Source organism: Corallococcus sp. EGB (genome assembly GCF_019968905.1).
Lineage (GTDB): Bacteria > Myxococcota > Myxococcia > Myxococcales > Myxococcaceae > Corallococcus.
The window spans coordinates 3,404,330-3,424,206 of sequence record NZ_CP079946.1 but is presented as its reverse complement, the minus strand read 5'-3'; the positions used below and the strand labels follow the sequence as shown (position 1 = coordinate 3,424,206).

The window sequence follows — 19,877 nt, the reverse complement described above, 5'->3', positions numbered from 1 at the left end:
CGTTCCAGCCCTCACAAGTCGCGCGTCTCTCCCGACAGCCCGAGCGCCCGTCTCAGATGCGGTTCGCCCTCCAGGACCTCCACTCCCAGGCGCACCACCCACGCCTCGAAGCCGGCGGGCAGCCGCACCGCGTCCTTCTCCGTCGTCACCACCAGCGCCCCTTGCTGGCGAGCACGGGCCTCGACCTGGCGCAGCTCCTCCACCGTGTAGCGATGGTGATCCGCGAAGAGGGCCGCGTCCCGGACCTCCGCTCCGAGTGCGGTGACGGTCTTCAGGAATCCTCCGGGCCTTGCCAGTCCCGCCAGCGCGAGGACCGGCCTTCCTTCGAGCACCTTCGTCGGGTGCTCGGTGCCCGAGGGGTCCCACCAGCCCGTGGGCCCGTAGCGCGTCCGAACCCTGGGGGCGGTCACGGCTTCGAGCCATGGGTTGGGGGCAACGTCTCCTGAAGCCGCTCTCAGCCAGAGGAGCGTGGCGCGTCGGAGGGCCGATGGGGGCTCCCTCAACGGCCCCCTGGGGAGCAGCTGGCCGTTGCCCAGGCCCACGGCTTCATCCACGACCACCAGGTCCTCGTCACGGTACAGGCGGCGGTGCTGAAAGCCATCGTCCAACAGGACCGTGTCCAGGCTGAAGGCGTCCCTGGCCCGGAATGCCGCCGCGACCCGGTCCGCTCCCACGAAGAGACGGGCTCCCGGGCACCTGCGTGCCAGCAGCAGGGGTTCGTCTCCGGCTTCCGTCACAGGGGGCAAGGACTCCGCTCCCGTGAAGGTGAGCGGCTCCTGGGATTCGCGTCCGTAGCCCCTCGTGAGGATGCCGACCTTGCGTCCTTCGCGGATCAGCATCTCCGCGAGGTGCAGGACCGCGGGTGTCTTGCCCGTGCCTCCGACGTTGAGGTTGCCAACGGAGAGGATGCGCAGACCTTCGACGCGCTCGGCTCGCGTCAGGCCCGAGTCGTAGAGGGCGCCCCGGAGACGGACCGCTCCGCTGTAGGTCCAGGACAACAGCGTGAGCGGTGACAGGAGGGCGCGACGGGTCCAGGGCTCCGGGACCGGCGGATAGAAGATCCGCTCCAGGGCCGTGGGTGCTCCGGTCATCGCCTCGGCTCCGCTGCCTTCTGGTAGAGCGACAGGATGCTCCTGGCGATGAGCTCGTTCGTCGGGTGCAGGGTCGCCGCCCTGGCTCCGGACATCGCGGCGGTGACGACGGCATCCACCGTGGGTGCTTCCACCCTCGCATCCGCCAGGTCCGGGAGCGCGCCTTCGTTCACCGCGACCACTCGGACGTTGCAGGCCCGGGCCTGGGCCGCGGCCCTCGCGCTCCAGTCGTTTCCCAGGCCGAGGATCCAGACCTCGTCCAGGGCCTGGAGCCACTTCGCGAAGTCCGTTCCCTGCTGGTAGCCCGCGAACGTCACGTGCCCGGTGAGGCCTTGCTCGGAGACCTGCGCCCGGGTGGCTTCGAGCAGGGCTCCATCGCCCACCAGCACCAGGCGGGCTTCGGGGCGTTGCTGACGGAACGCGGCGAAGGCTTCTACGCCCAGCGCGTGCCGGCGGCTCTGCTGGAACGTGGAGATCATTCCCACGAGGTGCGTGTCCTCGAGCCCCAGTGTCTGGCGGAGGGCCTTGCGGTCCCTGGCGGGCGCGAACATCGGATCCACCAAGGCGGGCAGGACCTGGACCGGGCGGTGTCTGCCTTCGAGCTTCTCCACCAGGTGCCCCGCGGGCACCGTGTAGGCGGCGGCTTCGGGCAGCGACGAACGCAGTGAGCGTGGCGCATGGATGGAGCGGATCCGCGCCGCTCCTTTCGGCGTTCCCCAGCGGGCCACGAGATGATCATGGGTGAAGTGGGCGTGGATGACGTCCACCTCCCTGCGACGGAGGTTTCGCAGGTCGCTCCAGATCTCCCACGGTGGGGACTTCACGGACAACGACAGGCCTCCCTCGTCCAGGAGGCCCAGTTGCTGGAAGCGTGGGACGGCGGGTTCCTCTGCGGCGATGTCCCGGCGCTTGCGGTCCACCGCCACCGTGACGTCGTGGCCCAGGGCCCGCTGGGCCTGCGCGAGCAGCGCGACGTTCTCCGCCGGGCCGCTCCAGAAGGGACTCGCCAGCAGGTGCAGGATGCGCATCAGCGCTTCACCAGCGAATGGTAGAGGTCTCGGAGCGCTCGGACTTCGTGCTCGACGCCGCAGCGGCGGCGCGCTTCCTCCGCCGCGTTGCGCCCCACCTGACGTGCCCGCTCCGGGTCCCGGGTCAGCTCGTCCAGGACTTCGCGCAGCCCCTTCACGTCTCCGGGTTCGAAGAAGAAGCCCGTGCGGCCGTGCTCGATGAGGGTGTCCAGGTACGGCAGCTTCGAGGCCACCACGCAGCAACCGGACGCCATTGCCTCCACGTGCACCAGCGAATAGCCCTCCACGTAGGAGGGATGCACCAGGATGCTCAGCCCCTGGTACCAGGGCTCAATGGTGGACTGCTCTCCCGCGAGCAGCACCCGGTCCTCGATGCCCTGGCGCAGTCCGTTCACCCACGTCAGGTCCGGCCCCTTCGCGAGCCCCACCAGCACCGCCTGCCAGTCCGGTCGCTGCGGCAACAGCGGCCTCATCGCTTCGATGAAGTCACCCTGCCCCTTCTCCTTGCGGATGCGCCCGATGACTCCGATGCCGTAGCGGCCTCCTTGATGGAGCCTGGCCCAGGCCGCGTCCCGGTCTTCCGGTGGATGGAAGCGCGTGAGGTCGATGCCGTGTGAAATCACCGTGGAGGGGAGCGCGATGATTTCGGAGATCTGATTCGTCAGCGACACCAACGCGTCCGCGCCTCGGGCGAGCCACCGGGTGAAGCGCGTGGGGGCCATCGCGGTGTGCCTCGTGAAGACGAGCCGGACCTTGCCTCCCAATGCCTTCAGGAGCATCCCCGCGAGCAGCTCGTTGTTCCGGTGCGCGTGCCAGACGATGGGCTCCTGGTGCGAACGGCGGATCAGCTCTCCCCAGGTGATGCGCGGCAGGGCTTCCGTGAGGGCGGAGCCGATGACCCGCGTCTCGTCGGCGGTGGCCAGGGCCGGGACCACGGACTCCACGTGCCGGGTCACTCCCGTGTAGCGCTTGTGGAAGTGCGGATGGACGATGAGGGTCATCGGGACGCGGTCCTTGCCTGCTGGCGGGGCAGCGCGGCCATGGCCTCCGCGTTGCGCTCACTGGCGCCGGAGATTCGGCGCACCGTGGCTTCGGCCTGGGCTCCCAGGCGCTGACGGTGCTCGGGATTCGCGAGGAGGTCCACCAGCGCGGCGTGCAGGGCTTCTCCGTCCGCCACCTGGATGCCTCCGTTGCCTTGCAGCAGCGCGACGCTGTCCCGGAAGTTGTCCATGTGCGGGCCGAAGAGCACCGGCCTGCCCTGCCCCGCTGGCTCCAGGATGTTCTGACCGCCCCGCTTCGTGAACGAGCCCCCCACGAAGACCACCGTCGCCAGGCGGTAGGCGCGCGACAGCTCGCCCATGGAGTCCATCACCACCACCGGCGCTCGCTCCGGGTTGCCCTGCGAGCGCAGGCCCACGGTCAGGTTCCGCTCCTTCGCGAGGATCCTGATGCGCTCAGCCCGGTCCACGTAGCGCGGCGCGATGACCAGGCTCAGCGTGGGCCAGCGCTCCCTGAGACGCTGATACACCTGCAACAGGACTTCTTCTTCGCCCTCGTGCGTGCTCCCCGCGAGCCAGACCGGATCCGCTGGGGTCAGGCCCAGCGCGTTTCCGAGGGCTTCATCTTCCGGGGCGGGCCCGGCCGCGAGGGCGTCGAACTTGGTGTTTCCCGTCGTCAGGACCCGGTCGGCCGGTGCTCCCAGGGCCCTGGCCCTTTCGGCTTCCTCGTCCTGCCGCATCAGCAGCAGGTCCATGTCCTTGAGCGGGTTTTCGATGAGGCCAAAGAGCGCCCGGTACTTCCCCACGTTCGCCGGCGAGAAGCGGCCGTTGGTCATCACCACGCTGGCCCCGGACTGCTTCGCGGCGCGGATGAGGTTGGGCCAGACCTCCGTGTACTCGAGGACCAGGAGGTCCGGCCGGAGGGCCCGCACCGCCCTTCGCGTCGCGCCCCAGAGGTCATAGGGCGCGTACACGACTCCGTCGATCTGCTTCGCCAGGCGGTCCCTTGCCATCGCGTGGCCGCTGTCCGTCATGGTCGAAAGCACGATGCGGCAGCCGGGGAAGCGCTTGCGCAAGGGGCCGAGCATGGGCGCCAGGGCCAGCAGGTCTCCCGCGCTGGCCCCGTGCAACCAGAGCAGCGGGCCCTCTCCCTTCGGGAGGTCTCCCGGCCCATAGAAGCCCAGCCGCTGCTTCAGCCCGTGACGCGTCTTCCGGTGCACGCAGAGCACCGGGAACAGCAGCGCGAAGAGGACGTAGGTGGCGACGACGTAGAGCAGGCGCATGGGCGACGTCCCGCGCTCTATCAGATGCCCGGCGGTCTCGGCACCACTCGCACCGGGCTGGGGACCAGCCAGGGCCGCCACTCGTGACCGAAGAAGCGGCCCGGCGCGTGGGCCCAGACCTCCACCTGGACCACTCCGGGTCCGGTCAGCTCGACGTGCCGCCCGTCGGGTTGCAGGCGGCCTTCCCCCCACACCCGGACCTCGATGCTCCCCGGGGTGTGCTCCGGGAGGCGGACCGTCAGCACCGTGCCCGTGGGGGCTTCCCTCGTGTTCGCTTCGTAGCCCTCCAGGGCGAAGCCATCGGGGGCGCCCAGCGCTCGGAAGACGCAGAGGGCCCGGCCGCTCGCGAGGGCCTGCGTGACCTGGGCCGCGGCTGCTCGCGCGTCCCTGGACAGAGGGCCTGGCAGCACGTCCGGTGGAAGCTCCATGTCGAGCGCATTGAAGATGTCCTCGTATGCGGGCACGCCATGCGCGTCGTTGCCGCAGAGGGCGATGCGCTTGCGCTCCCGCGCCAGTTCCAGGAAGCGCTCCGCCGGGCGCGGCTCCGGCACCGCGAGCAGCATCACTCCGTGCACCGGGTTCACCAGGGATGCACCGAGCGCGGGGAGGAGCCGGCTCACGGGGCTTCGCAGCGCCTGCCGGAAGAAGGTATCCGCCGAGTACAGCTCGAAGCCCGGGACCTGGTGCGCCGTCGCTTCGTCCGTCCATGGGTTCTTCGTCTGGACCGGATGCGCGAGGACCGCCGTTCCGCCGGCGGCGTCAACCGCCGCCACGGCTTGCTCAGGTGGTCCCCAGGGCTTCACGCCTTCGATGGGCCGCTGCATGCCGAACGCGGCCAGATGGCCCGCGCTCGTGGAGAGCTCCACCCCGGGGATGAGCAGCACGCCGTCCACCCAGGTCGCGGCTGGCGCCTTCACGTCGTTGTGGTCGGTGAGCACCACGAAGTCCAGGCCCGCGGCCTTCGCCGCCTGGGCGACCTTCGCGGGCGTCCCGTTCCCATCCGAGCGCGTGGTGTGCACGTGGTACGCGCCTCGGATCCAGGGCTTCGCGTCTGGCACGGGTGCGACCACCGGGTAGTCCGCGAAGGCCGCCGCGAAGGCGAAGAAACCCGCGACGCCCAGGAGCAGGAGCAGCACGCCGAACATGGCTCGGAACGCCAGGGCGAGGGGCCGCTTCGCCGTGCCTGCCTTGCTCACGCGGCGCCCCGCTCAACGGGCCCTGACGTCTGCAGGCGCCACATGGCGGCGTAGCGGCCTTCCTTCTGGAGCAGGTCCTCGTGGCTGCCGCTCTCCACGATGCGGCCTGCCTCCACCACGTGGATGACATCCGCGTTCGTCACCGTCGACAGGCGATGCGCGATGACCAGCGCCGTGCGGCCGGGGAGCACCCTCGCCAGGGCGGCCTGCACCTCGCGCTCGTTCTCTGGATCCAGGCTGCTCGTCGCTTCGTCCAGCACCAGCACCGGGGCCTTCGACAGCACCGCCCGCGCGATGCAAAGGCGCTGACGCTGGCCTCCGCTCAGGATGACGCCCCGCTCGCCGATGCGCGTGTCGTAGCCTTGGGGCAGTTCCCGGATGAAGGCGTCCGCGTTCGCCACCTTCGCCGCGGCCTCCACTTCCTCTCGCGTTGCGCCGGGCCTCGCGTGCCTCAGGTTCTCCAGCACCGTGCCGTGGAAGAGCAGTGGCTCCTGCGTCACCAGCGCGAACTGACTCCGGACGCTCGCGGCCGTGTACGTGTCCGCGTCCACGCCATCCAGGTGGATGCGGCCCTGCTGGGGACGCTCGAAGCGCAGGAGCATTGAAGTCACCGTGCTCTTGCCCCCGCCGCTGCCTCCCACCAGCGCCGCCACCTGCCCCACCTTCAGGTCCAGCGTCAGCCCGTCCAGGGCCCGGCGCTCGCCGTAGAAGAAGCGCACGTCCTCCATCCGCAGCGACTCGCGCAGCGCTGGCGCTTGCACCGCACCGGGGGCGTCCTCCACGGGGTGCTTCAGGTCGAGCAGCGCGAAGAGGCGCTCACCCGCCGCTCCCGCCTGCACCGCGAACTGCGTCACGCGGCCCAGGTCCTTCACCGGCTGGTACACCAGGATGACCGCCGTGAGCAGCGACAGGAGCGCCTCCGGCTCCATCGCTCGCGTCGCCGCCGCGTAGCCCAGCGCTCCCGCGAGCGCCGCCGCCGCGAGGACCTCCATCAATCCCGGCACGCCGCCTCGCGCCCAGGCCGCGCCCACCACTGCTTCCTCGTGGGCCTTCGCGTAGGACTCGAAGCGCGCCAGCTCCGCCTGCTGACCGTTGAAGGCCTGGATGGTGCGCAGCCCTCCCAACCCCTCATGCAGCTGGCCCGCGAGCTGCCCCAGGTGGGCCTGCCCCTCGCGCGTGCCCTTCAACACCTTGCGCGTGAGCCTGGACGCGGGCAGCGCCGCCAGCGGAATCACCGCCAGCATCAGCCCTCCGAGCAGCGGGCTCATCGCCAGCGCCACGCCCGCGAGGATCAGCACCTGGATGGAGTCGCGCAGGTACGAGCCCACCGTGTACATGGCGGCCATCTCCACCGCCATCACGTCCGAGGTGAAGCGGCTGAGCAGGTCCCCGGTCCGTTCCTTCGACAGCTGCGACGGCGACAGCGCCGTGAGCCGCAGGAACAGGTCGCGCCGCAGGTCCTTCACCACGCGCTGCGCGAACAGGCCCATGAAGTAGAACTGGCCCAGGTAGCCCACTCCCTTCACCGCGCCCACGCCCAGCACCACCACCGGGAAGCCCCAGAGCGCCGCCTCGCGCGGCAGGTTCGCAAGCCAGGGCACCCGGTGCGCGCTCGAGAAGCCCTCTTCACCTCCCGACAACAGGAAGCGCAGCGCCGGGCCCAACAGGTACGCGTACGCGCCCGTGGCGAGCCCCAACACCGCCATGCACACGAAGGCCAGGACGAGGATTCCCGCGTGCGGCTTCGCGTAGCGCAGCAACCGCCAGAGCGCGCGATGCATGTCTACTTCACCACCTTCTGCAACGCCGCCCTCGCGAGCACCGAATACGGGTTCAGCTCCAGCACCTTCATCAGCTTCTTTCGCGCGAGCGGTACGTCGTCCAGGTCGATTTCGATGATGGCCGCGATGATCTGCGCCCGCTCCAGGTACGGATCCAACGTGAGCGCCTGCTTGAGCACCTTGCGCGCCGCGAGCGCCCGCTGCATCAGCGGCCCGGGCGAACCCCGGTACTTCGCCCAGGCGAGGTACGAGTAGTACTCGGGCTCGCTGCCGTTGAGCGCCACCGCCTCCTCGAAGCCCTGGATGGCGGCCTTGTAGTCGCCGCGCTTCAGCGCGGACTCGCCCCGGCGCAGCGCCAGCTCCGCGTCCACGTTGATGGCGGTCGCCCGGCCCACCACCTCCTGCCGGCTGAAGAAGTACTGGAGGTAGGCGCGGCGCTTCTCGTCCACGCTCAGCACGCGGTACGCGGCGGACAGCTTCTCCTGCACCTGCTCCAAGAGGTCGCGCAGGTCGGAGATGTCGAACTCCGCGTAGGTGTCCGGGTGAAAGCGCATCGCCGTCTCGTGATACGCGCGCTCCACCGCTTCCTTGTCCGCCGCGAGGTCCAGCCCCAGCCCGCCGAAGTAGCTGCGCGTGATGATGCGCACCGCCTCCTCGCGCAGCGCCGCCGCCGTCTCCGGAGGCAGGCTCTTGCGCTTGCGCGGCGCGATGACGTCCGGCACCGCCGCCGCGCTCAGCACGTCCGTCCCCGTCGCCACCGGCGTCGTGGAGAACGTCACGCCGCCCGTCAGCTTGAGGAACCACATCAGCGTGTACGCGGCGCGCAGCTCCGCGCGCCCGTGCGCCAGCAGGTCCTTCAGCACGATGCGGCCATTGACCTGCATGGCCAGCTTCAGGTCCTCCGTGTCCAGCGCCATCGCCTGGAGGTCCCGCCCGAAGTCCGCCGAGCGCACCGGGTACTCGTTCACGTGCGCCTTGAGCGCGCCCGCCACCACCCGCAGCGGCATGCGCCGTCGCGCGGCCTCCAGCAACGGCGCCAGGGCGGGCTGCTCCACGGCGGCCACTTCGGAGGAGAACTCATCACCCGCGTAGAACGCGTAGCGGCCCTCGTGCATGGCCAGCACGCGCCCGAGCCGGTCCCTCGTGAAGTCGCGCAGCAGCGCCAGCAGCTCCTCGCCCACCACCTCCACGCCCACGTCCGCCAGCGCCGCGCCGATTCGCAGGCCGGAGGCGAGCGCCTCCACCATCGGCTGCTCCTGCGCCTCCGTGAGGACCCGTCTCTCGCGCAGGTAGCGCGGCAGCGCGTCCTCCTTCGCGGAGGAGTCGAAGTTCACCGGTCCTCCGCGCAGGAAGAACACCCGGCGGCACAGGCCCCGGTGGGCCACCACCAGCACGCCGTCGCGGCGCAGCCGGTAGAGCGAGTGCAGGAGCGCTGGAAGCGGGAAGGCCTTGAGCTCCCCCGCCGCCACCGCGGGCCTCGACAGCGTGGCGGCCAGGCCCGTCAGCGTGATGGCCTGGGCGGCCTTCACCAGCGCCTCCAGGCGGGGCACCAACTCGCCGGGCTTGAGCGGATCCGGGATGTACGCGTTGACCTTCAGGTCCAACACCGAGCCCACGCCCTTCGCCCGGCCCAGGTGCCCCTTGTCGATGGCCACGATGGGCACCCGCCCCCCCTGGCTGTGCCCGCGGATGAGGTGCACCACGTGCTGCCCTTCCACGCGCGGCAGGTCCACGCCCAGCACCACCACGTCCGGGTTGTCCGCCGAGAAGTGCTCCAACGCCATCACGGCGTCATTCACCGCCCGGACGGTGTACCCGGCCTGCGAGAGCAGGCCCGTCAGGTGCTCGAGGGTCGGGGGGTGGCTCTCGGCGAGCAGAAGCGTCTTCAAGGGGGCCGCAGTCTACAACCTCCCTCCCTCCGCGCATCAGCTACGATGAGGGTCTTGCCGCCCATGACGCAGCCATCCTCCCCCCGCATCCTCGTCGTGGCCGGAGAGGCCTCCGGCGACACCCACGCCTCGGAGCTCGTCGCCGCCCTCCAGGCCCTGCGCCCCGACCTCACCTTCTTCGGCATGGGAGGCGCCCGCCTGGCCGCCCGGGGGGTCGAGCTCATTCACGATGCCCGGGAAGTTTCCGTCATGGGCATCACCGAGGTGCTCCCCCGCATCCCGCGCATCCTGCGGATCATGAAGGACCTGGCCCGGGCGGCCGAGGAGCGCCGTCCGGACTGCGCCATCCTCGTGGACATCCCGGACTTCAACCTGCGGCTGGCCAAGAAGCTCAAGGCGCTGGGCATCCCGGTGGCCTACTACGTGTCCCCGATGATCTGGGCCTGGCGCCGGGGCCGCGTGCGCACCATCCAGCGGCTGGTGGACCGGATGCTCTGCATCCTGCCCTTCGAGGAGGACTTCTACCGGGAGGCCGGTGTGCCCGCACGCTACGTGGGCAGTCCCGTCCTGGAGCAGATGCCCAAGGCCGCCAGCGCCCGCGAGTTCCGGCAGCGCCTGGGCCTGTCGCAGGACGCCCCCACGCTCGCGCTGCTGCCCGGCAGCCGGATGAGTGAGATCCGCCGCATCCTCCCCACCCTGGTGGGCGCCGCGAAGCAGTTGGCCTCTGAACGTCCGGGGCTGCAGGTGGTGGTGCCGGTGGCGCCCACCATCGCGAAGGAGGAGATCACCTCCCGCTTCGAGGGCAGCGGCGTGACGCCGGTGCTGGTGGACGGACGCGCCCCGGAGGTGGTGGGCGCGAGCGACGCCGCGGTGGTGGCCTCCGGCACGGCGGTGCTGGAGGCGGGGCTGATGGAGCGCCCGCTCGTCGTCGTGTACCGCGTGTCGATGGTGACGTACTGGGTGGGCCGGCTGATGCTGAAGGTGGCCTTCGTGTCGCTCATCAACCTGCTGGCGGGCCGGCGCGTGGTGCCGGAGCTGCTCCAGGGGGACATGACGCCGGAGAACGTCGCCTCCGAGGTGCGGCGCGTGTGGCTGCCGGGGGAGCCCCGCGACGCCATGGTCCAGGGCCTGGCGGAGGTGCGCGGGCGGCTGGGCGAGGTGGGTGCGGCCCACCGTGCGGCCCAGACGGTGCTGGAGCTGCTGCCCCCGCGTGCTGTCACCTGAGCGGGAGAACCGACCGGGTTGGCGCCGGTTCTGCTGTTCCGGCGCCGGGTTTGGGGTATGTCCGCCGAGCCATGAAGAACCGTGCGCTGGTCTGCATCCCCACCTACAACGAGCGGGACAACATCGGCCCCATCACCCAGGCGGTGCTGGCGGCGGACCCCCGTGTGGACATCCTCGTCGTCGACGACAACTCGCCCGACGGGACGGGGCAGTTGGCGGATGAGCTGGCCACGAAGAACCCGCGAGTGCGGGTGCTCCACCGCGAGAAGAAGGAGGGCCTGGGCCGCGCGTACCTGGCCGCCTTCCGGTGGGCCCTGGCCGAGGGCTACACGTACATCCTGGAGATGGACGCGGACTTCAGCCACGACCCGCGCTATCTGCCCACCTTCCTGGACGCCGCGGAGGGCGGCGCGGACCTGGTGCTGGGCTCGCGCTACGTGGACGGCGGCGGCACGGTGAACTGGGGCGTGGGCCGCAAGGTCATCAGCCGCGGCGGTTCGCTCTACGCGCGCAGCATCCTGGGTGTGGGCGTGAGAGACCTCACCGGCGGCTTCAAGTGCTTCAACCGCCGGGTGCTGGAGAGCATCGACCTGGATGAGGTGCGCAGCACCGGGTACGCGTTCCAGATCGAGCTGACCTACCGCACCCTGCGCAAGGGCTTCACCGTGCGCGAGGTCCCCATCGTGTTCGAGGACCGGCGCGTGGGGCATTCCAAGATGAACAAGAAGATCTTCATCGAAGCGCTCGGCATGGTCTGGAAGCTGCGCTTCACGGTCTAGGGCGCCATGTCGATGTCCGGAGTCGTGTCCACCTTCCTCGTGTCGCTGTCCGCCATCTTCTTCGTGGTGGACCCGATTGGCGTCGTGCCGCTGTTCCTGGCGATGACGGCGGGGGACTCCAAGCAGCAGATCCGCAGCACCGCCCTGCGCGCCTGTCTGGTGGCGTGCGGGCTGATGCTCTTCTTCGCCGTCTTCGGCCGCCTCATCTTCCAGGTGTTCGCGGTGTCGCTGGGCGCCTTCCGCGTGGCGGGCGGCATCCTGCTCCTCATCACCTCCCTGGACATGCTGCGCGCCCGTCCGTCCTCCACGCGCACCAGCCCCACGGAGGAGGAAGAAGGCGTGGTGAAGGAGGACGTGGCCATCGTCCCGCTGGCCATTCCGCTGCTCGCGGGGCCGGGCGCCATCGCCACCGCCATGGTGCTGATGGCGCGCTCGGGGACGTCCCTGGCGTCCGCGCTGCCGGTGGTCGCGGCGGTGGTGCTGACCTTCACGTCCACCTACTTCATCCTCAACGCGTCCAGCCTGGTGCAGCGGGTGCTGCGTCAGTCCGGGGTGGCCATCCTGGAGCGCGTGTCCGGCCTCATCCTGGCCGCCATCGCGGTGCAGTTCATCGCGGACGGGGCGAAGGACCTGCTCAAATAGCGTCCGCGCCCGCCACCCAGATGGCGCCGTCCTTGCGCACGGTGCCCTGGGGGTGGCCGTCCATGGTGAGGTGCTCCGGGCTGGAGCGCTGCGCGTCGTAGGTGTAGCCGCCCTGCACCTCCTGCAGGTACACGACCACGGCGTCCATGACGTTCTCCTGCACGACCTTGAACGTGTCGGCCGTGCAGCGGGTCTCACCGGTGAAGAAGCGCTCCAGCGCGCCCTCCTCCGGGCGGCGCACGTAGACGACCACGGGGGCCTTCTCCTCCTTGCCCTCGGCGACGAACTGCTGGATGGCCTTCGCCGGCGCGGGCTGGCGCATCAGCGCCTGGAGGAGCGTGCACTTCTCATCCTCCACCTCCACCCGCTGGGCGAGGGGGACCGAGTGCGCGCAGCCCACCGTCCCCAGCAAGCCCAGGCCCGCCGCGGCGAGCGCCCGACGGATGCGAGGAAGTTCCACCATGTGACACCTCAAGGCTTGCGCCAGCGAGGGGCGAAGGGCGCGTTCGTCAGGGACGGGTCCTCCACCGCGATGATGTATTCGGCGCGACGGTTGGCCGCCTCCGCCGTCTCGTCCGGCGTGGGCACCGCCGGGGACTGCTCACCAAAGCCCTCGTAGAACACTGGTACCTTCAGGCCGCGCTGGCGGAAGTAGGAGGCGATGCTCCTCGCCCGCTTGAGCGACAGCTCGCGGTTGTCGTCCCTGCTGCCCACCGTGTCGGTGTGGCCGAGCACGTACAGGCGCAGCGACGCCCAGCGGCCGTATTTATTCAGCGCGTCCGTGATGCTCCTGTAGCTGGCGTCCAGCTTGCCCTTCTCCGACGGCGGGATGTCCGAGCGGCCAGACGCGAAGCCCACCTCCTCGTGCGGGATGTCCACCTGCCACGGGTAGAGGTCCACGCCGGTGTAGAAGTCGGAGGTGTCGTAGGCGCGCAGGCGGATGCGCATCACCTTGCCCTCCGCCGGCAGCCACTTCACCTCCAGGGGCGTGCCCGCGGGCGCGCCCTTGAAGTCCACGTCGCCCGCGAAGGCCGTCTTGCCGGTGTCCATCATCACGGTGACCTCCGTCTTCGCGGCCGGGCGGGACAGCGTGAAGCGCAGCTTGCGGCCGGGCACGTCCACGTCCTCCGGGCGCACCTCCATCTTCAGCGGGCCGTTGAGCTCCGTGTCGAAGGCGAGCGGCATGGAGCCCGCCTCCGCGCCGTCCGGGAAGCGCACGATGAGCTCGCCCTCGTAGTGGAACCTCCCCTCCGGCTGCTCCAGGGCGACGCGGCGGGTGATGCCCGGCTTGCCGCCCCCCTTGAGCTCCACCGCCTTGCCATCGCTGCGCTTGAGCTTCACCTCGAAGCCGTCGATGGGCTCCTCGATGTGGATGAGCAGCGCGGGCACACCCTCGCCCAGCGCCGCCTTGCCCTCCAGCGACACCCGGATGGCCTCCGCGGAGGCAGGCAACGGCAGGCCCAGCAGGAGGGCGAAAGGTAGGACTCGAACGGACATGCGGCGTCAACCTCGGCGTCGCGGGGGAGTGGAGACGCAACTCCAGCCCGGGGGAGTGGATTCCCGCCGGAGCCTACCGCACGCCCACCAGGGTGATGCCTCGCGCGGTGGCCCCCGCGAAGAGTGCGGGTGCGTCCAGCAGCACCGTGCGCCCCACCTCCAGCGCCAGCACCCGGGCGCCCACCTCCGCCATGACCTCCAGCGTGCGGGGGCCCGCGGCGGGCAGGTCGAAGCGCAGGTCCTGCCCCGGCTTGCAGCGCTTCACCACCACCGCGCCGGGTCCGCCCAGCTTCGCGCCCCGGCGGATGGTCTCATCCGTGCCTTCCACGGCCTCCAGGGCGAGCACGTGGCCGTCGCGCACCACCACCGTCTGGCCCACGTCCGCCTGCCCCAGGAGCACCGCCACCTCGCGGCCCAGGGCCACGTCCTTCTCCTGCGCGGGCTTGAGCGCGGGGCCGGCCAGGTGGCCTTCGGGGCAGAGCACCTCTCCCAGGAAGTCCGTGGGCGCGATGATGGTGATGCCCTGCGACTCGAAGTCCGCGGCCACCGCGCGCAGGAGCGCGTCGTCCCGGAAGCTGCGCAGGCGGGAGATGATGCGCACCGCGCCCAGGTCCGGCCGGGCCTCCGCCAGCGCGCGCACGCGGCCAATGCCGCCCGCCATGGCCGCGCGGGTGACGCCCGCCTGCCGGAACACCTTCTGGATGCGGCCCACCTGCCCCACACGCACCCAGGCGAGGTGGCCGACCTCCTGCTCCAGCGCCGGGTCCGTCTCTCCCCGGTGCGCCGCCACGACGACCTCCAGGCCGCGCGCACGGGCGGCCCGGGCGAAGAGGAAGGGAAGCTGGCCGTTGCCCGCGATGAGCCCGATGCGCTCCACCCGCTCGACTCCGTTTCCCAAAGCCGAAAGGGCCTAGCGCGTGACGCCGCGCTTGCTCGTCTCCACGAACCGCACCAGGTGCTCCACTTCCGGGTGGTTGGAGAGCTCCGCGCGCAGCTGCGCGAGCGCCTCCTGCAGCCCCAGCTTGGAGCGGAAGAGGATGCGGTAGGCCTCCTTCACACGGCCAATCTGCTCCTCGGTGAAGCCGCCGCGCTCCAGGCCCACGGTGTTGAGGCCCACCAGCGTGGCCCGGTCCCCCTGCACGGTGCAGTACGGGGGCACGTCCATGGTGACCATGGAGCCGCCGGAGATGAACGCGTAGCGCCCCAGCCGGGTGAACTGGTGCACCGCGACCAGCCCCGAAATCTTCACCGCGTCCTCCACCACCACGTGGCCCGCGAGCGCGGCCCCGTTGGCGAGGAGGACTTCATTGCCCACGATGCAGTCGTGCGCGACGTGGCTGTTGGCGAGCAGCAGGTTGCGGTGGCCCAGCCGCGTGGCGCCGCCGCCGGACACCGTGCCCAGGTTCACCGTGACGAACTCGCGGATCTGGTTCTCGTCACCGATGACGAGCTCCGTGTCCTCGCCCGCGTACTTCAGGTCCTGGGGCGCCGCACCCACGGAACAGAACTGGAAGAGGTGGTTGCGCTCGCCCAGCGTGGTGCGGCCCTCGATGACGACGTGCGGCCCGATGCGGGTGCCCGCGCCAATGACGACCTGGGGCCCGATGACCGAGAACGGCCCCACCTCCACGGTGTCGTGGAGCCGGGCTCCCGGATGGACGACCGCGGTGGGATGAACCTGCGCCATGTCCTTCTCTCCTCAGCAGCGCGCGTGACACGCCTTACGGCGCCGCGCCCTCGTCGCCCTTGGCGGCCTTGTTCTTGTCCACCACGGTGGCGAGGAACTCCCCTTCCGCCACCCTGGCGCCATCCACCGACGCCACACCCTTGGTCTTCCAGATGGCGCCCTTGTGGCGGATGACTTCGATGTCCAGTTGGAGCCGGTCCCCGGGCACCACCGGCTTGCGGAAGCGCGCGTTGTCGATGCCCATGAGGTACGTCACGAGCCGGGTCGGGTCCATGCTTTCCGTCTTATACGCAAGGATGGCCGTGGCCTGGGCGAGCGCCTCCAGGATGAGCACGCCCGGCATCACCGGGTGCCCCGGGAAGTGGCCGTTGAAGAAGGGCTCGTTGATGGTGACGCTCTTGTACGCCGTGAGCTTCTGGCCCGGCACGATTTCCACCACCCGGTCCACCAGGAGGAACGGGTAGCGGTGCGGCAGCAGCGCCTGGATCTCGCCAATGTCCATCATCCGCCCTTCTCCTTCTCCAACGTCTCCACCCTCTTGCGAAGGGCACGCACTTCCTTCAGCAGGTCCGCCAACTGACCGGACGCGGCGCTGGCGCGCAGCCAGTCCTTGTGCGGGATGGCGGGGCTGCCGCTGACCACCTGGCCGTCTGGGACGTCATGGGCGACGCCGGACTGGGCGCCCACCTTGGCCAGGTCTCCCACACGGATGTGGCCCACCACGCCCACCTGCCCCGCCAGCACCACGCCGGTGCCCACCTCCGCCGAACCCGAAACGCCCGCCTGCGCGCAGATGAGCGACAGCGGCCCCACGCGCACGTTGTGGGCGATCTGCACCAGGTTGTCGAGCTTCGTCCCCTGGCCCACCACCGTCTCACCCACCGTCGCGCGGTCGATGCAGGTGCAGGCCCCCACCTCCACGTCGTCCTCGATGCGGACGATGCCCACCTGGGGAATCTTGAAGTGGCGGGGGCCGTCCTCGCCCTCCGCGTCGAAGGCGAAGCCGAAGCCGTCCGCGCCCACCACCGACGAGGCATGGAGGATGACGCGCGAGCCCACCCGGCACCCTTCGCGCACCGTGGCGTGCGGGTAGAGCACGCAGTCGTCGCCGACGCGCGCGTCCTCGCCCACGTAGGCGCCGGGGTGCAGCACGGTGCGGGCGCCGACGTGGGCGCCCTTCTCCACCACCGCTCCGGCCTTCACCGTGGCCTCCGGGTGCACCGTGGCCTCCGGATGCACGTGGGCGGCCGGGTGGATGCCCGCGGGCGGCCGGGTGGCCGGGTGGAACAGGGTGAGGAGCTTCGCGTAGGCCAGGTGCGGGTTCGCCACCCGCACGAGGGCCACCCCGTCGCGAGCGGGGGCATCCCGCCCCACCAGCACCGCCGAGGCGCGGGTGGCCTCGAACTGCCGGCGGTAGCGGGGGTTGCCGTAGAACGACACCTCCCCGGCAGAGGCCTCCTCCAGGCCGTTCAGGCCGTGGACGAGCAGTCCGGGGTCGCCAAGGAGCTCACCCCGGACGTGGGCGGCGATGTCCCCCAGCCGGTGCGCGTTGGATGCGGAAGGCACGGGGGAGTCCGACGCCTACTTCTTGACCGGGGCGTCCTTGGCCGCCGGCGCCGCGGGCTTCTTGGCGGCGCTGTTGTTGTAGTTGCGGACGACCTCGTTGGAGATGTCGTACTGGGACAGCGCGTAGACGATGCCCGAGTCACGCTTGTCCAGCACGATGCCCAGCCCGTCCCGCTCCGCGATGGACGCGATGACCTGGTCGATGCGGCTGACGATGGGCTCCATCTCCTGCCGCTCCTTGTTGGCGGCCTCGGCGCGGCTGCGCTCGTACTTCTGCGCCAGCTCCATCACCTTCTTCTGGAGCTCGGTGGCCTTCTGGGTGCGCGTGGCCTCGCTCATGGCGCTGGCCTGCTTGTCCAGGGTCTCCTTCTCCTTGCGGAGCGTCTCCTGCTCCTTGTCGATCTCCTTCTGGCGGTCCTCCAGCCACTTCTGGAGACGGGCCTTGGCGGCCTTGCCGTCGTCCACCTCCAGCAGCACGCGCTGCAGGTCGACGTAGGCCACCTTGAGCTCGGCGGCCGAAGCGGCCACCGGAAGGGCAAGCGACAGGACAGCGGCGGTGGCCGCCAGGGTGCTTCGAAGCGACATGGGTTACGGCTCCTCGGAAAGGGTGCTGCAGGCTCCGACGTCCACCCTCCCGGCCTGTTCACTTCCACCCGGGAGGGGTGGAGGTGGGAGGGCCGGGAGGGCCTGGGGGTCAATGCCTATCAGAAGAAGTTACCGATGGTGAACTCGAACAGGATGGGGTCGTCCGAAGGCCGCTTGGTCAGCGGGATGCCCCACTCGAAGCGCAGGGGCCCGATGGGCGAGAACCAGCGGAAGCCGAAGCCCGCCGAGTGGAAGAGGCCCAGGGGCAGCTTGTCCTGGCGGTCCTGGAAGAACTTCTCGTTGGCGGCGAAGGCATTGCCCGCGTCGTAGAAGAGCACGCCGCGCAGGCCGGCCTTCTCGAAGATGGGGAACTCCAGCTCGAAGTTGAAGATGAGCTGCTTGTTGCCGCCCACCCGGAACTCGGTGACGTTGGCGTCCGGGTTGTCCGCGCGCGGCACGAGCAGCGTGGGGCTGATGCTGCGCAGGTAGTAGCCGCGGATCGTGTTGATGCCGCCCACATAGTAGAGCTCGCTGATGGGCAGCGGCTTGCTGGAGTCCAGCTGCTGCACGTAGCCCAGCGTGGCGTTCGTCTTGAAGACGAAGCCCAGCGGCAGGGGGAAGTACAGGCGCGAGTAGGCGGTGTAGCGGTTGAAGAGGAACGTGCCGCCCAGGAACGAGGGCGCCGTCTCCACCGAGCCGTAGTGGATGAAGCCGCGCGACGGGAAGAGGCGGTTGTCGCGCCGGTCCCAGGACACCGACAGCCGCAGCGCGCTGGTGACGCCGGACTGGAACTGGTTGGCGAGCAGCACCGCGCCAATGCCCTGCCCCGCCTGCACGTTCACGTACTCACGCGAGTAGCCCACGGTGGCGAGCACGTCGTCCACCAGCTGGCGGCCCAGGGAGATGGTGCCGCCCGTGGAGTTGCGGATGAAGCCCTCGTAGTCCGCCTGCACGCGGAAGAACTCCGCGGACAGCAGGTAGTTCGTGTCCAGGAAGTACGGGTCGTAGAACGACAGCTGGACCAAGGAGCGCAGGCCCGAAATCTGCGCGGACGCGGACACGCTCTGGCCCCAGCCGAGGAAGTTGTTCTGCGACACCTGGGCCGTGAAGATGAAGTTCTCCACGTTGGAGAAGCCGAGGCCCACCTGGAAGGTACCGGTGGCCTTCTCCTTCACCTCCACCTGCAACACGATGGCGTTGTCGGAGCTGCCCGGGTGCTGGGTGATTTCGACGGTCTCGAAGAAGCCCAGCGCGGTGACGCGCTCGCGGCTGCGCTTCACGCCGGTGCCGTTGTAGAGCTCGCCTTCGTAGACGCGCAGCTCGCGGCGGATGACCTTGTCGCGCGTCTTCGTGTTGCCGACGACGTCGATGCGCTCGATGTTGACGAGCGGGCCCTTCTGGATGTCGAAGGTGAGGTCCACCGTGCGGTCTTCCGCGTTCACGGAAGTCACGGGGTTGATGTTGGCGTAGGCGTACCCCTTGTCGAAGTACACGTCGGAGATGGCGGAGATGTCCGTGGAGAGCTGGCCGCGGTTGAAGCGCTCCTTGGGGCGCGACTTCATCAGCTTCAGCAGCTCTTCCGGCGGGCGCTCCAGGTCACCCGAGAAGTCGATCTTCCCGATGTCGTACGGCTCACCCTCGGTGATGTGCAGGGTGATGAAGATGTCGCGCTTGTCCGCGGACAGCTGCACGGTGGGCTTGTCCACGCGCACGTTGATGAAGCCGCGGTCGTAGTAGGCGATCTGGATGACGGCGAGGTCGCGCTGGAAGGCCTCCTCGCGGTAGGTGCCCTCGCCGGTGAAGAAGGACAGGAAGCCGCCCTCCTTGGTGATCATCACCGCCTTGAGCTCTTCCGGGGACACCTTCTCCGCGCCCTGGAGGGTGATCTGCCGCACCATCACCTTCGAGTGCTCGTTGATGACGTAGACGACGTTGACCGCGGCGCCGCCCTCCACCGGATCCAACCGGTAGTTCACCTCCGCCAGGAAGTAGCCCTTTTCGACGTACTTCTCCTGGATCTTCTTCTGCGTGGCGCGCACGGCCTCGATGTCGAGGATGGTGCCGGCCTTGAGCTCCAGCTGTTCCTTCAGGTCGTCCGCGCTGAGCTCCTCGTTGCCCTGCAGCTTCACGGAGCGGATGACGGGGCGCTCCACCACGCGCACCACGTAGGCGATGCCGTTGGCCATCCGCTGCGCGAGCAGCTGCACGTCGGAGAAGTAGCCCAGGGCCCAGATGGCGCGGAGGTCCTCCGCCGAGCGCGTGAGCGGGTCACCGACCTGCGTGCGCAGCACGCGGCGGATGGCCTCCGACTCCACGCGGCGGTTGCCCTCGATGCGGATCTCCACCACGCGGTCCGAGGGGGAGACCTCCGAGCCCTCCGGAGACTCGGCGAATGGCACGTCCGCCCCGGTGGGGGTGCCCGCGTCCGCAGGGGGCACGGACGTGGCGGCGGGGACGGACGGCGGTACGACGGCGGGCGAGCCCGCGTCCACGTCCACCTGGGCGTACGCGGCAACGGGCCCGAGCGCCCAGAGGGCGACCGCCAGCAGCGGGAGCAATGACTTGCGCAGAACGGTGAGCCTCAAGTGCAGTCCGGCCAGGAAAAGGCGGGGCAATGTACGGGATGGGGGG

The 19,877-nt window shown here is 70.0% G+C and carries 18 protein-coding genes; 3 read left to right on the top strand and 15 right to left on the bottom strand.

All coding sequences use genetic code 11. The features are described from left to right. Window positions 1-11: 11 nt before the first annotated feature. The 7 genes from lpxK to KYK13_RS14340 are packed head-to-tail and all read right to left on the bottom strand — an operon-like array spanning window position 12 to window position 9,266. Complete coding sequence (lpxK, locus tag KYK13_RS14370; RefSeq protein ID WP_223645008.1) at window positions 12-1,091, bottom strand: tetraacyldisaccharide 4'-kinase; 1,080 nt, start codon at window positions 1,089-1,091, stop codon at window positions 12-14. Next, window positions 1,088-2,119, bottom strand: a complete 1,032-nt coding sequence (locus tag KYK13_RS14365) for a glycosyltransferase (RefSeq protein WP_223645007.1) — start codon at window positions 2,117-2,119, stop codon at window positions 1,088-1,090. Before KYK13_RS14365 ends, lpxK begins: the two co-directional genes overlap by 4 nt. Then, on the bottom strand, window positions 2,119-3,120 hold the full coding sequence (locus KYK13_RS14360) for a glycosyltransferase family 4 protein (RefSeq protein ID WP_223645006.1): 1,002 nt from the start codon (window positions 3,118-3,120) through the stop codon (window positions 2,119-2,121). Before KYK13_RS14360 ends, KYK13_RS14365 begins: the two co-directional genes overlap by 1 nt. Beyond that, complete coding sequence (locus KYK13_RS14355; protein WP_223645005.1) at window positions 3,117-4,400, bottom strand: 3-deoxy-D-manno-octulosonic acid transferase; 1,284 nt, start codon at window positions 4,398-4,400, stop codon at window positions 3,117-3,119. The genes KYK13_RS14360 and KYK13_RS14355 overlap by 4 nt, the downstream gene beginning before the upstream one ends. Before the next feature lie 20 nt (window positions 4,401-4,420). Beyond that, window positions 4,421-5,596 carry a PHP domain-containing protein gene (locus KYK13_RS14350; RefSeq protein WP_223645004.1) on the bottom strand — a complete coding sequence of 392 codons (1,176 nt, stop codon included), beginning with the start codon at window positions 5,594-5,596 and terminating at the stop codon, window positions 4,421-4,423. Further along, window positions 5,593-7,377: an ABC transporter ATP-binding protein gene (locus KYK13_RS14345; protein ID WP_223645003.1), complete on the bottom strand. Its 1,785-nt coding sequence runs from the start codon at window positions 7,375-7,377 to the stop codon at window positions 5,593-5,595. The genes KYK13_RS14350 and KYK13_RS14345 overlap by 4 nt, the downstream gene beginning before the upstream one ends. A 2-nt stretch (window positions 7,378-7,379) precedes the next feature. Further along, window positions 7,380-9,266: a DUF4388 domain-containing protein gene (locus tag KYK13_RS14340; RefSeq protein ID WP_223645002.1), complete on the bottom strand. Its 1,887-nt coding sequence runs from the start codon at window positions 9,264-9,266 to the stop codon at window positions 7,380-7,382. Between the two features lie 63 nt (window positions 9,267-9,329). On the opposite strand from KYK13_RS14340, the gene lpxB reads away from it, so the two are divergent. The 3 genes from lpxB to KYK13_RS14325 all read left to right on the top strand — a co-directional run bounded on the left by lpxB (window position 9,330) and on the right by KYK13_RS14325 (window position 11,911). Then, a complete protein-coding gene (gene lpxB / locus KYK13_RS14335; RefSeq protein WP_223645001.1) occupies window positions 9,330-10,490 on the top strand; it encodes a lipid-A-disaccharide synthase in 1,161 nt (386 codons plus the stop codon). Between the two features lie 71 nt (window positions 10,491-10,561). Further along, window positions 10,562-11,269, top strand: coding sequence for a polyprenol monophosphomannose synthase (locus KYK13_RS14330; RefSeq protein WP_223645000.1), 708 nt, complete (start codon window positions 10,562-10,564; stop codon window positions 11,267-11,269). A gap of 12 nt (window positions 11,270-11,281) precedes the next feature. Beyond that, window positions 11,282-11,911 (top strand): MarC family protein, encoded by a 630-nt coding sequence (locus KYK13_RS14325; protein WP_223646618.1) that lies wholly within the window; start codon window positions 11,282-11,284, stop codon window positions 11,909-11,911. On the opposite strand, the gene KYK13_RS14320 is transcribed toward KYK13_RS14325, so the two are convergent. From KYK13_RS14320 to bamA, 8 genes are all read right to left on the bottom strand, one after another. Beyond that, entirely contained in the window at window positions 11,904-12,374 is a 471-nt protein-coding gene (locus KYK13_RS14320) for a hypothetical protein (RefSeq protein WP_223644999.1), read from the bottom strand. The two genes, KYK13_RS14325 and KYK13_RS14320, sit on opposite strands and share 8 nt — an antisense overlap. Before the next feature lie 8 nt (window positions 12,375-12,382). Next, complete coding sequence (locus KYK13_RS14315; protein WP_223644998.1) at window positions 12,383-13,408, bottom strand: OmpA family protein; 1,026 nt, start codon at window positions 13,406-13,408, stop codon at window positions 12,383-12,385. 73 nt (window positions 13,409-13,481) lie between these two features. Continuing rightward, window positions 13,482-14,285: an LpxI family protein gene (locus KYK13_RS14310; RefSeq protein WP_223644997.1), complete on the bottom strand. Its 804-nt coding sequence runs from the start codon at window positions 14,283-14,285 to the stop codon at window positions 13,482-13,484. 33 nt (window positions 14,286-14,318) lie between these two features. Beyond that, window positions 14,319-15,095, bottom strand: a complete 777-nt coding sequence (gene lpxA, locus KYK13_RS14305; protein ID WP_223644996.1) for an acyl-ACP--UDP-N-acetylglucosamine O-acyltransferase — start codon at window positions 15,093-15,095, stop codon at window positions 14,319-14,321. Window positions 15,096-15,129: 34 nt separating this feature from the next. Beyond that, window positions 15,130-15,600, bottom strand: a complete 471-nt coding sequence (fabZ, locus tag KYK13_RS14300; protein WP_370645354.1) for a 3-hydroxyacyl-ACP dehydratase FabZ — start codon at window positions 15,598-15,600, stop codon at window positions 15,130-15,132. Then, window positions 15,597-16,661, bottom strand: a complete 1,065-nt coding sequence (gene lpxD / locus KYK13_RS14295; RefSeq protein WP_223644995.1) for a UDP-3-O-(3-hydroxymyristoyl)glucosamine N-acyltransferase — start codon at window positions 16,659-16,661, stop codon at window positions 15,597-15,599. Before lpxD ends, fabZ begins: the two co-directional genes overlap by 4 nt. Window positions 16,662-16,676: 15 nt before the next feature. Continuing rightward, window positions 16,677-17,246 carry an OmpH family outer membrane protein gene (locus KYK13_RS14290; protein ID WP_223644994.1) on the bottom strand — a complete coding sequence of 190 codons (570 nt, stop codon included), beginning with the start codon at window positions 17,244-17,246 and terminating at the stop codon, window positions 16,677-16,679. 119 nt (window positions 17,247-17,365) lie between these two features. Then, window positions 17,366-19,831: an outer membrane protein assembly factor BamA gene (bamA, locus tag KYK13_RS14285; protein ID WP_223644993.1), complete on the bottom strand. Its 2,466-nt coding sequence runs from the start codon at window positions 19,829-19,831 to the stop codon at window positions 17,366-17,368. Window positions 19,832-19,877: the final 46 nt, after the last annotated feature.